The following is a 14,682-nucleotide window of genomic DNA, read 5'->3' on the forward strand; positions in this document are numbered from 1 at the left end:
CCCCTCAAGCACGCCATGAAGGCAAAGACCACGCTATTTTGGAAAACCGTAAGGTGGTATATGAAAAAGCAAAATTGGCCAATCCAAGACGCTGGACAGGTCAAACACGTAATTGGAATCGAATTGAAAGGGTTTGGCTTAACCCTGATAACAATCAAATGCTAAATCATTAGTGTAGGTTGGTTGATGCGACAACTATCTTGACAAACAGCGATTACTCCGATTTTCACTATTTATCCTTACATATAATGTCGCAATTTGCGGATGGAGTGGGATAGAGTTTTTTGTGCTTTGCACAAAAACGTGACAGCACACGGAGTTCCGGAAAGCTGCGACGTTATGGATTGAATCACTCACCACACCTGCAGCAAACGCGTATTTTTGGGTCGCTTTGACTGCGAATGTTATGCAATTAATATTAATACTAATCCCACCATAAACCTACAATCTTTGTAGCTTTTTAGGATTTCTGAAAAAGTACTTCCCCAAAATTTTCATCTTCAAAGTTGAGAGCTTCAATAAGCTCAGCAATATCCAGAGCCAATTCTTGCGCGGTCTCCTTCATCATTTCAATCATTTCCTCCACGACACAAAAATGCTGACCAATCACATCTGATGCATCGACTTATTATGTGTTTTAACCAAGTTCAATTGGGCAAACCCTCTACCATTGGTGCTTTTTCAAGTTCATTGTCCCATTGCGCTCTATCTTCTATTAGGATATGTGCTGATGCCTCCATATCTAGAGCTGTATCAAGACTACCAGCCGGAACCACTAAAAGCTTACCATCCATTTGAATACTAGGAACGGCTGAACCACAGATGGTGCAAAAGCTTTTTGCATGCTTAGTTCCCGACAGATTAAACGATTTTACTTTTTCTTCTCCAGATAGCCATTTTAGTTTAGCCGAAGTAGAAAAGAGATTAGATGCATGGGCACTACCAGTATCTTTACGGCAGCGGCTACAATGACAAAGATAGAAACTCTCAAAACCACCGGTAATTTCAAACGCTATCTCGCCACATAGGCAAGATCCCGAATATTTATCTGACATTACTTATTTACCAAATAGTTAATACCTGCTGAAACATAACGATGCAAAAATTTGCACTCGAGTTAATTTGCCTTGTTAGGCAGCTGTGTATTCATATTCAAATGGTGCTGGCTTTTTCGGTGTATGCTCCGCATCCAGCCATTCCACTAAGCTTTCTTTATCCAGCATTGTATTATTACTATCCTTTGTAAGTAATAGATAATGTGCAGACTCAACGCCGCGTTAACCGGCAGCAAACCAGGAAAGGAATGGGGGTTTGATGTCCGGTTCAACGCGGCGTTAGATGCACTTTCGGTTGTTCCTTTCATCTACATTCTATGCTTCTAGAATCTTATCAAAACCACCGTAAATCAATCGTTTACCATCAAAAGGCATTGGATTATTTTCTGGGTTCATTCTCTCATCTTCCATTATTTTTGCCCAGGCTTCATCTCTCTCTGACTTGCTTGGCCATATTACCCAAGAAAACACAACTGTTTCATTTTCTTTACACTGAACTGCCAACAGAAAGGAGGTTACCTCGCCCTCCGGAACATCATCACCCCAACATTCTACCACTTTAATCGCTCCATACTCTTTAAACACAACAGATGCTTTTTCAGCATGGGCTAAATACTTTTCTTTATTTTCTTTCGGAACTGCCGCTATAAAACCATCGACGTATGACATTATGAGTATTCCTCATTGTGATATTTTGTTTCTTCCTGCATCTAATTATTAATGAACGTCACTATGATGTAATAAATTACGTCATAGTGACGTATAATACTTAAATATATTTTAACCACAGCACATATTCAATACTAGATTAAATATAAAAAAACCAACTTAACTATCTGATTGATATAAATTAGTTAGATTATTAGCAGGGTGTGATACGTCGGAGTGACGTAATATATCATGTCACTTTGAGGCAGCTCTAATAATACTGTATATAAATAACAGCATAATAATATCTCAATGATCGGTGCTATTTGAGGTAAAAGTTATAACGCGCCTTCTTCTAGAAAGGGTAAGGCAAGAGATTAGAGTTCGGCATTACAGCTTACAAACTTAAAAATGCTATTAAGTGCAAAACAACCTGAAAATTTATTTGTAGTATTAACACGAAAGAAAGTATCCCTAGTGTTAGCAAAATTTCATGGCAACCACTGGCTAATGGCTTCTTTATTATATGGTTTAGGTCTTCGATTAATGGAATGCATTCGTCTTAGAATAAAAGATATTGACTTTATTATAAGACAATTACTATTCAAAAAAGTAAAGGTGCTAAAGACCGCTATTTGTCAAGATAGTTGTTTCCCTTCCAAAAATACTGATTACTCCATTAAAAAACTGTTGATGCTATCGCTAGTCTTAACAGACCAGACTAGCCCCACTAAAAACCCTTCGTTTTGGTTATAGGCTTTTTAATAAAGAGTTAGCGAGTGCCCTTTCAAAGATAAAAGGTTTTATTCGCTATGTCATGCAATTAAATGTTCTGGCTTATTAAAATACAGAGCAGCGGCATGGGCAGATGAAAGGATATATCAATCTAAAAAAGCACTCTATACATAATAGAGAAAACGTTTTTTATTTACTAATAAACAGGAAAAAAATTCAAAAATAAGTACACTTAAACATACATCTACTCAGACAATCACTTTCTACTACAAGGCAACAAGCACTTTAAATTATTTTTAGTAAAATTTAATAGTATGCTCTATTCTTCATATTCAAGTGATGCTTTAAATATTCCAAATTCTTCAGGAATATCTACATACCAACGGTCAGCATGCATTTGTAAGCGAAATGTCTTCAGCAAATTAAACGGAATTATTTTATTATTACCTTGTACGTGCGCTTTAACTCTAAACACGGCATAAGCCACATCGGATTGAGGAAACAGCAGGCCTTCTAGTTCAAATGTTATTGCTTGTGTGGAGAAATTATCGATTACACTTCCCCCCAACACTAGTTCTGAAAGCTTAGCAAAAAACTTTTGGCTGTCCATTGTTGTTAAGGCATTTTCAGTACCAAATGCTTGTCCAAACAGCTGTTTGGCTAAGTATGCATCATGGGCAAGTAGTTCACTTAGAAAGTAAGTACGTTGCTGTTCAAGTGCTTGGGGTTGATGATAACTGGCCGCTTGAAAATAGTCCTTATGAATATACGCATTCATATAAGCATTAATAACTTGTTCGGCATCCGTTGTTAACACAGCCTCTTTTTCATTGGCCCAAACGACGGATAAATTCAATAATAGAACTGCCCCAAAAAACCATGATACAAATTTAGTAATTGGCATACTTGCAAAATAATCCCTACAAATGATGTTCATTTTTAATGTCATACTATCATAAAAAAATCATCTAATTTGGAACTATTTCCGCAAGCTGATGTGACAAAAATCGCACATATTTTGCCTACCTATAGTATTAAACATATGTGTGAACAATCACAGCTTAATGTTCTCTTTGTTTCCCTAAATTTAATATGAAGGTTTTGGGTATGAATATGACGATGACTGGTAATACCCTTAGTGAGACCTCTCCAATTAGAGATAAAGATCACTGAATTATAGTCGCTTAATTAACAAAACAATGTGGGTTATCATCGTTAATTTGATGTCTTCTCGGTGACGATATTTAAATTTCTCCCGCACAAGCTGTATTCCCACCGTCCATGGTGATCAAACACCAACAATGCTTCCTCTGTACCTTATTGGATATATATAAGATTGATGAAGGTGTGCCTGACGATTATTGCAAACCACCAGGCTATACATCTAGGAAAACTGTTCTCCCCAGCGTGGGAGTAGCTGTTGCTCTATCCCCAGCTGATTGAGTACTCTTGCAACAACAAAGTCAATCAAATCACTGATATGCTCTGGCTGATGATAAAAACCAGGAGAGGCAGGTAAAATCACTCCCCCCATATTGGTTATTTTCAGCATATTTTCTAAATGTATTGCGGAGTAAGGTGACTCTCTGGGTACTAGAATTAACCTGCGACGCTCTTTAAGAGCAACATCTGCAGCTCGCTCAATCAGGTTATTACAAGCCCCCGTTGCAATTGCTGATAGTGTGCCCGTACTACAAGGACAAATGACCATTGCACTGGGTGCACCAGATCCTGAAGCCACTGGTGCCATCCACTGCTCACGTCCAAATACACGGAGTAATGAGTGGTCTACCGCAAAGCGTTTGACCAACTCAGCTTCAAGCTCAGCAGGTCGTGCAGGTAACTGCCACGTTGTTTCAGTAGCAATAACGACATGTGCCGCCTTAGACACCATGAGGTACACCTGATGTCCATTGTTCAACAGTACTTCAAGAAGCCGCAAACCATACTGTGCTCCAGAAGCCCCCGTTATTGCTAATGTCACCCGCATGAACTTTTACCTTAAAATAAAACAACACTATTTATGTTTTATAAGTATAACCATGACAGATTCTGTATTTAACCCATTCTGGCCATGACACTTTTATAAAGCTTTGTTACGGGATAGTGCATCAGTCAGCTGGTGATAAATTCCTCCAAACCCACCATTACTCATAAGCAGAACATGCGTCTTGGCAGAGGAGCTATCAAGCTTGTCTACGCACTGCGCGACATAATCCACAATTGAGGCCACATCATCAAACTTTACAGATTTAGCCTCACTTTTATTCATCACATCATCTAAAGACCACGTTAACCCTTCAGGCTCAAACCAAATCACCTCATCTGCCGCCTTAACACAAGCAGCTAGCTGCTCAGTATGAATCCCCATCTTCATGGTATTAGAACGTGGCTCAAGAATAGCGATAATGTGGTCGTCATTTACAGCCTTACGTAACCCCTCTAAGGTTGTTGTAATTGCTGTTGGGTGGTGAGCAAAGTCATCATAAACTGTCACTCGCTCATCTTCATAAATACACTCCATGCGTCGCTTTACATTGACAAACTTTGCAAGCGCTTCACAAGCCAGGGCAGGAATCACACCAACATGTCGTGCTGCAGCAATGGCTGCAAGCGCATTTTCGACATTATGCTGCCCCGTCAATGTCCAGCTGACTTCACCAACAGAGGCTCCTTGATGGATGACACTAAAGCTTCGCCCAGCAGCATCTTGTAATTGTGCCTGCCACTCTTGACCGATGGTTTGCGTTGTACTCCAGCACCCCAGAGTAATCACCTGTTCCATTGCAGGGTAATTGCTGGGGTAAATAATAAGACCATTACCAGGTACCGTTCTGACTAAATGATGAAACTGTCGTTGAATATCTGCCAGTGAGGAAAAAATATCTGCGTGGTCAAACTCTAAATTATTTAAGATCAGAGTCCGAGGGTGATAGTGGACAAATTTTGACCGTTTATCAAAGAAAGCTGAGTCGTATTCGTCAGCTTCCACCACAAAGAATGGTGTTTCTCCTAATCGTGCAGAAACGCCAAAGTTTTCTGGCACCCCCCCGATCAAAAAGCCAGGAGACATGCCTGCATACTCCAAAATCCACGCCAACATACTACTGGTGGTGGTTTTCCCATGAGTACCTGCAACCCCTAACACCCACTTATCTTGTAGTACATAGTCTGCGAGCCACTGAGGCCCAGAAGTATAAGGAATTTGTTCATTTAAAACATATTCCACAGCCTCATTCCCACGAGATATTGCATTACCTATCACTACAAGGTCTGGTCGCGGTTCTAAATGAGCAGATGCAAAGCCTGACTCGATTTTGATGCCTGCCTGTTCAAGCTGGGTACTCATGGGGGGATACACATTCACATCAGAGCCAGTTACTTTATGGCCCATCGCTTTAGCCAGCAGTGCCAAACTACCCATAAAGGTCCCACAAATACCTAAAATATGTATATGCATATCACTCTCAATTTAATGCTCAAGAAACAACTCATCAGGAGTCTATAGGCATCCTACTCCTATTAGTTTATGACGAGTAGTTTTCACTTCGAAAGTAAACATCAGCAGAAAAGAATTACCTAAAACCAGTGCGATATCTACTTCTGACTAGGTATAACCTACTGTTATCCTAAACGAACTTTATAACCTGGCTATAGTCATCACGCATTCTACTCTATCTGACATACAGTCTTTGCTTGTATGTCACCATAAACTAAATAGGTTTAGCAAACTATAAAGCCTTCAACAAAAGAAATATTTATCTAAATTTACAACATAAGCCAGCCGTCATGACATCATTTTCAGGTAAAGAAACCCAAGCTTTTAGTAAAATAAACATACCATGCTTTAAAGGCGAGTCGTTTCCTGCAGAGAATAGTTTTAATTAAAAATAAACTACCTTTATTCACTAACCCTTCTCTACAAAAAAACACAGATTCTGAGTACGTTCTTTTGCGGAATTATTGACTATTTTTTATTTTTGAATACATCCCCCATAATTAAAAAGCGAAATAGATTCACAAAGGTTAAACGCTTCCATTTTTCCCAAAAAACCTTATAGTCAGCACCCACTTTTTATTCGCAGTCAACTAACGAAGCAAATAACTAACATTTTATCGACAGCAATTAATGTACAAGGTTTCTTAACCAAAATTTAGTTTGAATAATATTGCACCATGCAAATCATTTCGTTTTCAATTATTATTCGCTGCACAACAATATAAACCCTTACTCTTAACTAAGCGACTTATGCTAATTTTGAGTTACACAGACAAAATTATATTTATCCTACTGTCAGATGTATTGTCTAACAATTATGTGGTTATGTTTACAGTAAAGCGGTATTACGTAGGACATTGCAGCAAATACAATGACAAAAACGATAATTATATGGCTGTGGAAGGGGTAACATTTATCACTGCCAATGACGAAAAAGTGACAAGGAGATGGAAAACCAACGGATTTCCCTTTACCCTCCTTACTGTTGGTTATGAGCAGTGAAGAACATCCACAAAGACTGAATCAACACTTCTGGAGTAACCTTGCATGGCAAAGAGAAATGCCTTTTATGCCCAGTCGGGCGGAGTTACAGCAGTCATCAATGCTACTGCATGTGCTGTAATTCAAACTGCTCGTCAGTATCCGGATTTATTTGACAAGGTTTACGCTGGCCATAACGGAATTTTAGGTGCTCTCAAAGAGGAACTCATCGATACCAGCTTGGAAACAGATCGTACAGTGGCTGCATTAAAGCATACGCCAGGAGGCGCATTTGGCTCATGCCGCTATAAACTTAGAGATCTTGAGACCAGTAAGGCTGAATATGAGCGCTTAATTGAAGTCTTTTATGCACACAACATTGGTTACTTTTTTTACAATGGCGGTGGTGATTCACAAGATACCGCATACAAAGTATCTCAAATGAGTGAGAAGATGGGCTACCCTCTAACATGCATTGGTATCCCTAAAACCATCGATAATGACTTACCATTAACTGACAATTGCCCTGGCTTTGGCTCCGTTGCTAAGTATGTTGCCATTTCAACCCAAGAAGCAGCATTAGACATTATCTCGATGTGTGAAACATCCACTAAAGTCTTTATTTTAGAAGTTATGGGACGACATGCGGGCTGGATCGCTGCGGCAGCTGGTCTTGCCAGCTACCAAGAGGGCGATCCACCCCATATTATTTTATTCCCTGAAATTGCATTCAATAAAGAGCGCTTTTTGAAACGCGTTCAAGAAGTCGTCCAGCAGCATGGTTATTGCGTTATTGTTGCATCAGAGGGTACTTGTTATGAAGGTGGACGTATGCTTCATGCCACAACAGAGCAAGATGCCTTCGGCCATTTACAGTTAGGTGGTGTCGCCCCTATCCTTGCTAAAATGATTAAACATGAACTTGGCTATAAATATCACTATGCTGTCGCAGATTATCTGCAACGGTCAGCCCGTCATATCGCGTCTAAAACCGATGTCGAACAGGCGTATGCAGTGGGCAAAGCTGCTGTTGAGTTTGCTGTAGCGGGTAAAAATGCCGTTATGCCAGCCATTGTAAGACAACCAGGTACACCTTATCAGTGGACTATTGGTGAAGCTCCTCTGTCAGAAGTTGCCAATCAGGAAAAGCTGATGCCAAGAAGTTTTATTACCGATGATGGCTACCATATTACACAAGAAGCCAAGGCATATCTTGAGCCACTCATTCAAGGTGAGGACTATCCTCCTTACTATAATGGCATGCCAGTCTACACTGATCTGAAACACACCTTTGTAGCCAAAAAGCTGTCTCGACTATTTAAAGTTTAATCCAGAAAGATATCGCTCCCCCCTCTGAAAAGCTCCTGCTAAGGGGCTTTTCTCTTTCTAGCAGACTATACAAATAAGTCTAGAACGCTGAAATAACGTACTTAGATTTGTACCGAAAAAAAGCCAAACAAAATAATTGTCAGGGGTGTGCCGCGATATGATTAGAAAACTGATACGTGAGTGTTTTCCCGCCTAAACGATAATACTGAAAAGGAGGCCAAAGGCTTGCCTGCTTTAAACCTTTTACTGTATATGAAAGATCAGTGCGGGTCTTTATTTGATAAGACAGTTTTTGCTTACTTTCTTTTTCTTGAGAAATTTGTTGTTCAGGTGTCAGCTCTTTACCATGTATCAATACAGGAAATTGTAACGATAAAATTTGTGTATACTTAATTATTTCTGGTTGATAAGCACAGTAAGACCGAATTTTATCTGCGACTAATGCACTTAACGGAATAGTCAGTAATTTATTATCCTGTATATTTATTGATTGTTGGTGTGCAAGAAAAGAGTAGTGATTTAACAACAACTGTTCACTAATATGGCAAAGGTAACGCTGCGAGTTAATGGTTTGATTTGCGGAAAAAGGGCAAAATTTACGTTGTTCCTCCATATCTTCTAATAATCCATAATGTTTAACTGGTGCCTCCTTTACAGTGTGCGCGGATTCACTAAAAAAAAGACCTAATCCCCTATACACATTTTCAGTGTAAAAATTACACAGTTGGATATTAGTATCACTATTTGCCAGTCCTGAAGTCATCAGACTGCAAACTAACCAAAACAACTTATGTCGAGATAAAAACTGTTTGCACAGGAATAGGCAAAGCTGCATAGCCATAACAAATTCATCATTATTATGCTTGTTGAGTCCTATGCAACCCTACCACAGCTCAAGCATCTCACATACTAGTGATGTAAGCTGCCACCGCCTTAATCTCTTGATCTGTTAACTGGGTTACAATTCCTGGCATAGGAGAATCCATATTACGCTTTTGGCCATTTTTAAAATAGTGTAGCGTTTTAACAATATACTCTTCAGGCTGACCAGCAAGTCTTGGTAGATTCTCTTTACCAAAGCCATCCTTGCCATGGCAAGTATAGCACAGGCGAGAAAATACCGACTTGCCTTTATTCACAAGCTCCGGGTACTCTGTAGAACGAGGATTGACTTTTAAACTGGCAAAATACAACGCAAGGTTAACCTTTTCACTATCAGATAAACTCGACGCTAATTTCTCCATGACATAATTTTTGCGCTTTTTTTTCGCAAATTGTTCAAACTGGTTAACTAAATATTCTGGGTTTTGCGCTGCCAAGTTGGGAATATAATTTTTTACACTATTACCATCTTTGCCATGACAATAACCGCATAAAATAGCTCTTTCTTGACCTTTTTTGACGAGCTGAGCATGATGTTGTGTATTATCCATGCGATCTTTTAACAACTCAAGAATGCCCTTTTCTATCTCTACTGCTCCACATGTTGATATCCATAACATGCCCCACATAACTACAAAACGCATACTTACTCCCCTGCTACACGCTACTTACTTTACTTCTAATACAAACACCTGTCTTGTCATAGCACTCCCACTTTAAGCCATGGTCTACATGGCTTTTGGCGATAATTCTATGGAAAAGCTTATATACATCAGTTAATTTATAGCTGCTTTATCAGCTTAAAAACTAATCTATACCCTTCGCTGTGGGTATGATGTATAGATCACTCAGCTACAACAAAATAAGCCTTTCAGGTTTTGCATTATCCCTAGGGTTATACAACTTTTTTTATCTCTTGAGCATATCATTATAAGTATAATAACCGAGCTTTAAAGTGTTATTTAATATAAACTATAACCAATATGAATGGTTTTAGGCGAGGCCATCGAGTGACGAAACCCCATGAGCCTATTTTAATAGGTGATTGGGGTCAGGAGAGAAGATAACAAAACCTAGAAATCATTCGTGAAAGGTATAGAACTACAGATATCGATCAGCTTAAATAAGTCAATTTATTTTATGCTATTTCATACCCAGCATCTAACAACTCATACACCACATTACTTCTAATTATTTTTAATGCTGGCAGATAAAAACAAATTAATTCCAAAATAAAAATTGATTAATAATCACACTGACTTAACTTAAATAAAGTATAAGAAAGCATATCGACAAGCTTATAATCCACCTTGACGCTAATAAAATAAGGAAAATCATCTACATGAAACCCAATCTAACCCATATCGCGCTTCATGTTGCAGACCTTCAAGCCTGCATTACGTTTTATCAAAAGTATTGTCAGCTCAATATCATTCATGAACGACATGCTTCAAAGGATATTGTGTGGATGGCAGAAAAAGGGCGAGAACAAGAGCTAATACTTGTTTTAATGTCTGATGGTCCCAAACGGAACGCAGTAGATCAGGGCTATGGACACTTGGGCTTTGCCGTCGAAAGTAAAGCTAGAGTAGACCAACTGGCCCTGCAGGGTAAAGAGGACGGAATTTTAATTTGGCCACCAAGGGAAGAGCCTTACCCTGTGGGCTACTACTGCGGGGTTGTCGATCCAAATGGCAACTTTATTGAATTTAGTTATGGTCAGCCACTCGGACCAGGAGCTAAACCGATTGATGAAGAACCGTGTTTTACAACCTTCATCAATCAATCTTAGTGGGTATTGTTAATAGGCCTTTACTGAGTTGCCGTTTGAGTTAACTTTCTGGAACTGTCTGAACCTGGCAACTCATCACCAACCAAACGGACATCGATACTCACAGCTTGTAAGTTTAAGATAAGGTCATAAATGAATAACACCACAGACACAAGCACACTGATAATGCTGCAACCAAAAAATACAAAAATCCATGCGGTTGTTGAAATGTGGAAAAAATGCAAAATAAACAAACAGATAATTATTAAACAAGCAAATAGAGTACTAAATGACAAGGCTACCATTGAAGAGCGTAATAGCATGCAACGTCGATAGAGAATAGTCAATTGCTTACGGGGATTACAGATTGTTTCATTGCCTTGCTTGATGGCCAAGACCAGGGCGCGAGTCCTATCTATTGCACGCCCTAATCGATTAGTAAGGGTCAAGAGGATTAGCCCCACTCCAGAAATTAATACAATAGGGGAAATAATTGCGCTTAATAATGATGAGATTTCAGTAAGTTCATTCATTGCTGACTACAAATCTATTTTGATGGTAAGACTACTATAACGTTGAAACTTGGTAACACCGCATGCTGGCTATTATATGCTACTCAGCTCCGTCTATACTGACAAATATCAACCTGTTAAAGCTCAGACATTGTACTACGGTAATTACCTAGTAACATTGAGTGGGTACTCCTTATATCGAGTGCAGCCATGAAAACTGCGCATAACAAAGCTCAGGACAAACTAGGCAACCAATACTTAAAAGGTTGCATTCAGTTACAGTTTGACACAGATATTGAAAGTTTGTTTCGGCACTACTTCGATACAACAAACCGTTTAGTAAAGCTTATTACTACGAATATTGTTTTACTGGTGGTACTTTACTACCTAACCCAATCCATTGGACTCACTGATAGCCATTTGATAGTCATTCTGTTAACAACCCTACTTGTTTTGAGTGCCACTTTATCCTCAGCGGGAATTCTTATTCACAGGCTTCATTTTCTATGTCGAGTATCACTCATTATTTTTAGCTTATTTTTATTATTGAGCACTACATTATTTTCTACCGCTTCGGCCTCATCAAATCTCAGCCAGTATTTCATTTTTTATTTTATTTTTCTTTATATCTATATATTTTCAGGCCTAATTTGGCGTGATTGTCTTAGCATCTCAATCATTGTTTTAATATCTATATTCTTATTTAATCATGAAGGAATCTTCGTTTTTATAAAATCTAACGACTTTATTTTCTTTTTATTTCCTACTTTATTCTGTATATGTGCAGGCTACTATAAAGAATTTCAAAGCAGGCAGTTTTTTTTAATTGAAGAGTTACTTAGCCAACAAGCAGAAACTGACCCACTCACAGGTATCACAAACCGAAGAACACTTAACCACCATTTAGTTAAATTATGGAAGCAAGGTTGTCGGGAGAAAAAAAACCTTGCTCTGATTTTGGTGGATATTGACTACTTCAAGCTATTTAATGACCATTATGGCCATATTGCAGGAGATCAAGCACTCAAAAAAATCGCTACTGAATTAACCCACCATGCCCGGAGACCCCTAGATCTCGTTGCTCGTTATGGTGGAGAAGAGTTTGCGCTACTGCTCTATGATATTGATGCGAATGCATTATCAGAACATAGTAATAAAATTGTAACCAGTGTTGCAGCGCTAGAGATACCTCATGAAGCCTCTAAGATCAGTAACACGCTTACCATCAGTTGTGGGTCGAGGTTACTTTATGCAAGACCGAACTTAAGCGTGAGAAAATTACTTGCTGATGCCGATCAAGCACTTTATTCAGCCAAAGCAAATGGTCGAAATCAGGCCGTCATCTTTGGCTTGAACTACAAAGAAAACCAACAATAGGCCTTTCCACCTATTACCAACAGATCATTGTTAGCCTTGCTGTTCAATAAAATCACAAAGCAAGCTAATCTGCAGCTCATTAAATACAGGTATATCTGCTTCTTTTAACACTCTTACTGTTATGCCAAAGCCTTCAATAAGTCGACCAGAAAAACTGCCGTCATAAATCTGTAAATTACCACATGAGGGACTATTACTTTTCAGCAATGCAGCTATTACGTTGTTTTGCAAAGCAATTTCAAGGGTTCTTTCCGCTCCTTGCTGAAAAGCTTCAGTGACATCAAAACCTCCCTGTGTGATTACCTTTCGATCAGGAAAGTCACCCACGCCTTTTATAATCTCAGCGGGTTCCCTAGGTATAGGTAACCCGCCCATCACTTCTGGACAAACAGGTACAAGGTAGCCTTGTTGCTGGAAATAGCAAATCGTCTTGTCCTTGATAGAAATACTTTTCCCATCATATCTAACTGGCTCACCTAACAAACAAGCACTTATTAAAATTTTTTTAGTTGATAGCTTCATTACTTCCCGTTTACAACTAGCTTGTGCTAAGCCTTTATACATTTTTTTCGCCAGAACATCCAGGCTTCACCTTACCACGATTATCACTTAATGTTTTCTCATTTCATCACATGACTTGCGAATATTTCCAATATGCCGGAGACAAAGCCCATACTTCACTGCTAACTCTCGTCGTGAAGCACCTTTTTCTGTATCAGACACTATCGCTTGATTCCGTAACTGACGAAAAAAATGGTCTTTTTTTGGAATTTCTAAAGTTGTCCCTGAAAAGCGTTCAGATAATGCATTTACAGCATATTCATCTAAAAAGGTCTGTAGAACAGAGCGATCAGGGTTTTTGGCAATATATAATGGCCTTCCTCCATATTTTAACGTCAAAATGAATGTTTGCTTTATTCCAATACAGTCAACCAATTCTTGTAAGGTTAATGGAAGTTTATCTATCTTGATTAAACTAAAGTCAATCCCTTGCATTGTTTTCTCCTGATTGTTTTTCAGGAACTAAGCTAATGTGTTAGCTGATAATCAGTTAATATGGAAAAAAATCCCTAGAAATGAATTTGTGTCAAGCAGAGATTATCTTCAATGTACCAGCTTCAAAGGATTGCATTTGCTATACAAGTCTCAAGTATCATAAATTTCTTTTTCTAGACAACCAAACTCTAGAATGAAAACCAAGTAGTCCTTATTTTTTATAAAAACATCCATCAGCCTAGTATATGATGGTTCAAGCAATATCTATTACGACATTTGACTTATAACTATACTTAGGTTAATTATGGCAGGCTTTATTAGCAGGTAGTTAAACGACGTAACGAGCTAATCTCTCAGCAGTTACAATTAATCATACATAAATCATAAGCCGTATACATTTGCGTTATTTTAGGCACATTTTGATAACTTAAACAAAAGCTATAGCCCATATAAACAAATGAAAAATAGTTTCCTAGGGAATTGTTTCCAGCTTACTTTATTTGTATTCAGTTTGTACAATTGATGCCTGTTTTACTGTTATTTTCTAGATGACTATTTATAAGTAACTATAGTTATAAACTTATACCCAATACCAATGGTTTTTAGGTGCGGCCATCGAGTGACGAAGTCCCATGAGCCTATATTAACGCGATGCTCGACTTTTTAGCCTATTAATTTAGCTAACTGAAGAGGAGCATTGCCTTGGTTCCTATTAAATAATACACACAAACTGTGTGATAATAGCTTGCGGGTAATTCGATTAGTCAAGCTCCATAGTGTTCTGCCTTTGGTTCGCTGAATATTAAACCTTTCTACTAGCTGACCAATCGTTGTCTCCACCCGCCGTCGGAGCCGGTTTAACTGTCCCCTCCATTTCTCAGGGAGTTGATCCACCAT

At 38.6% G+C, this 14,682-nt stretch carries 13 protein-coding genes and 1 pseudogene; 3 read left to right on the forward strand and 11 right to left on the reverse strand.

Going from position 1 to position 14,682, the window contains the following annotated elements:
* Window positions 1-647: 647 nt before the first annotated feature.
* The 5 genes from F607_RS0119760 to mpl form a co-directional block, all read right to left on the reverse strand.
* Window positions 648-1,055 (reverse strand): GFA family protein, encoded by a 408-nt coding sequence (locus tag F607_RS0119760; protein WP_027709471.1) that lies wholly within the window; start codon window positions 1,053-1,055, stop codon window positions 648-650.
* Window positions 1,056-1,370: 315 nt separating this feature from the next.
* On the reverse strand, window positions 1,371-1,724 hold the full coding sequence (locus F607_RS0119770; protein WP_027709472.1) for a DUF1428 domain-containing protein: 354 nt from the start codon (window positions 1,722-1,724) through the stop codon (window positions 1,371-1,373).
* A 1,033-nt stretch (window positions 1,725-2,757) separates the two neighbouring features.
* Window positions 2,758-3,342: a hypothetical protein gene (locus F607_RS0119780; protein WP_027709474.1), complete on the reverse strand. Its 585-nt coding sequence runs from the start codon at window positions 3,340-3,342 to the stop codon at window positions 2,758-2,760.
* A gap of 480 nt (window positions 3,343-3,822) precedes the next feature.
* Complete coding sequence (locus F607_RS0119785) at window positions 3,823-4,428, reverse strand: flavin prenyltransferase UbiX (RefSeq protein WP_027709475.1); 606 nt, start codon at window positions 4,426-4,428, stop codon at window positions 3,823-3,825.
* Window positions 4,429-4,521: 93 nt separating this feature from the next.
* A complete protein-coding gene (gene mpl / locus F607_RS0119790; RefSeq protein WP_027709476.1) occupies window positions 4,522-5,898 on the reverse strand; it encodes a UDP-N-acetylmuramate:L-alanyl-gamma-D-glutamyl-meso-diaminopimelate ligase in 1,377 nt (458 codons plus the stop codon).
* Between the two features lie 1,086 nt (window positions 5,899-6,984).
* Between mpl and F607_RS0119800 the strand changes: the two genes are divergently transcribed.
* Window positions 6,985-8,247 carry a 6-phosphofructokinase gene (locus F607_RS0119800; RefSeq protein ID WP_027709478.1) on the forward strand — a complete coding sequence of 421 codons (1,263 nt, stop codon included), beginning with the start codon at window positions 6,985-6,987 and terminating at the stop codon, window positions 8,245-8,247.
* Between the two features lie 139 nt (window positions 8,248-8,386).
* Here F607_RS0119800 and F607_RS0119805 read toward each other — a convergent pair whose 3' ends face one another.
* Window positions 8,387-8,860, reverse strand: coding sequence for a hypothetical protein (locus F607_RS0119805; RefSeq protein ID WP_157365542.1), 474 nt, complete (start codon window positions 8,858-8,860; stop codon window positions 8,387-8,389).
* 289 nt (window positions 8,861-9,149) lie between these two features.
* Entirely contained in the window at window positions 9,150-9,773 is a 624-nt protein-coding gene (locus F607_RS30665; protein WP_051311658.1) for a c-type cytochrome, read from the reverse strand.
* A gap of 698 nt (window positions 9,774-10,471) precedes the next feature.
* Here F607_RS30665 and F607_RS0119815 point away from each other — a divergent pair.
* Entirely contained in the window at window positions 10,472-10,921 is a 450-nt protein-coding gene (locus F607_RS0119815; RefSeq protein WP_027709480.1) for a VOC family protein, read from the forward strand.
* A gap of 20 nt (window positions 10,922-10,941) precedes the next feature.
* On the opposite strand, the gene F607_RS0119820 is transcribed toward F607_RS0119815, so the two are convergent.
* Window positions 10,942-11,433 carry a DUF2721 domain-containing protein gene (locus tag F607_RS0119820; RefSeq protein ID WP_027709481.1) on the reverse strand — a complete coding sequence of 164 codons (492 nt, stop codon included), beginning with the start codon at window positions 11,431-11,433 and terminating at the stop codon, window positions 10,942-10,944.
* Between the two features lie 189 nt (window positions 11,434-11,622).
* On the opposite strand from F607_RS0119820, the gene F607_RS33070 reads away from it, so the two are divergent.
* Window positions 11,623-12,789: a diguanylate cyclase gene (locus F607_RS33070; protein WP_051311659.1), complete on the forward strand. Its 1,167-nt coding sequence runs from the start codon at window positions 11,623-11,625 to the stop codon at window positions 12,787-12,789.
* 30 nt (window positions 12,790-12,819) lie between these two features.
* Here F607_RS33070 and F607_RS0119830 read toward each other — a convergent pair whose 3' ends face one another.
* The 3 genes and pseudogenes from F607_RS0119830 to F607_RS34775 all read right to left on the reverse strand — a co-directional run.
* A complete protein-coding gene (locus F607_RS0119830) occupies window positions 12,820-13,353 on the reverse strand; it encodes a 2-thiouracil desulfurase family protein (RefSeq protein WP_230400442.1) in 534 nt (177 codons plus the stop codon).
* Window positions 13,354-13,398: 45 nt separating this feature from the next.
* Window positions 13,399-13,785, reverse strand: a complete 387-nt coding sequence (locus F607_RS0119835; RefSeq protein ID WP_027709483.1) for a Mor transcription activator family protein — start codon at window positions 13,783-13,785, stop codon at window positions 13,399-13,401.
* A gap of 663 nt (window positions 13,786-14,448) precedes the next feature.
* Window positions 14,449-14,682 (reverse strand): annotated as a pseudogene (locus F607_RS34775) (IS982 family transposase); the annotation flags it as partial.

Origin of the sequence: Zooshikella ganghwensis DSM 15267 (assembly GCF_000428585.1) — a bacterium.
GTDB classification, from domain to species: Bacteria; Pseudomonadota; Gammaproteobacteria; order Pseudomonadales; family Zooshikellaceae; genus Zooshikella; species Zooshikella ganghwensis.

Bases quoted from the DNA above. Each gene is read 5' to 3' on its own strand.
- F607_RS0119760 (WP_027709471.1), bottom strand. From the start codon at position 1,055: ATGTCAGATAAATATTCGGGATCTTGCCTATGTGGCGAGATAGCGTTT.
- F607_RS0119770 (WP_027709472.1), bottom strand. From the start codon at position 1,724: ATGTCATACGTCGATGGTTTTATAGCGGCAGTTCCGAAAGAAAATAAA.
- F607_RS0119780 (WP_027709474.1), bottom strand. From the start codon at position 3,342: ATGCCAATTACTAAATTTGTATCATGGTTTTTTGGGGCAGTTCTATTA.
- F607_RS0119785 (WP_027709475.1), bottom strand. From the start codon at position 4,428: ATGCGGGTGACATTAGCAATAACGGGGGCTTCTGGAGCACAGTATGGT.
- mpl (WP_027709476.1), bottom strand. From the start codon at position 5,898: ATGCATATACATATTTTAGGTATTTGTGGGACCTTTATGGGTAGTTTG.
- F607_RS0119800 (WP_027709478.1), top strand. From the start codon at position 6,985: ATGGCAAAGAGAAATGCCTTTTATGCCCAGTCGGGCGGAGTTACAGCA.
- F607_RS0119805 (WP_157365542.1), bottom strand. From the start codon at position 8,860: ATGGAGGAACAACGTAAATTTTGCCCTTTTTCCGCAAATCAAACCATT.
- F607_RS30665 (WP_051311658.1), bottom strand. From the start codon at position 9,773: ATGCGTTTTGTAGTTATGTGGGGCATGTTATGGATATCAACATGTGGA.
- F607_RS0119815 (WP_027709480.1), top strand. From the start codon at position 10,472: ATGAAACCCAATCTAACCCATATCGCGCTTCATGTTGCAGACCTTCAA.
- F607_RS0119820 (WP_027709481.1), bottom strand. From the start codon at position 11,433: ATGAATGAACTTACTGAAATCTCATCATTATTAAGCGCAATTATTTCC.
- F607_RS33070 (WP_051311659.1), top strand. From the start codon at position 11,623: ATGAAAACTGCGCATAACAAAGCTCAGGACAAACTAGGCAACCAATAC.
- F607_RS0119830 (WP_230400442.1), bottom strand. From the start codon at position 13,353: ATGTATAAAGGCTTAGCACAAGCTAGTTGTAAACGGGAAGTAATGAAG.
- F607_RS0119835 (WP_027709483.1), bottom strand. From the start codon at position 13,785: ATGCAAGGGATTGACTTTAGTTTAATCAAGATAGATAAACTTCCATTA.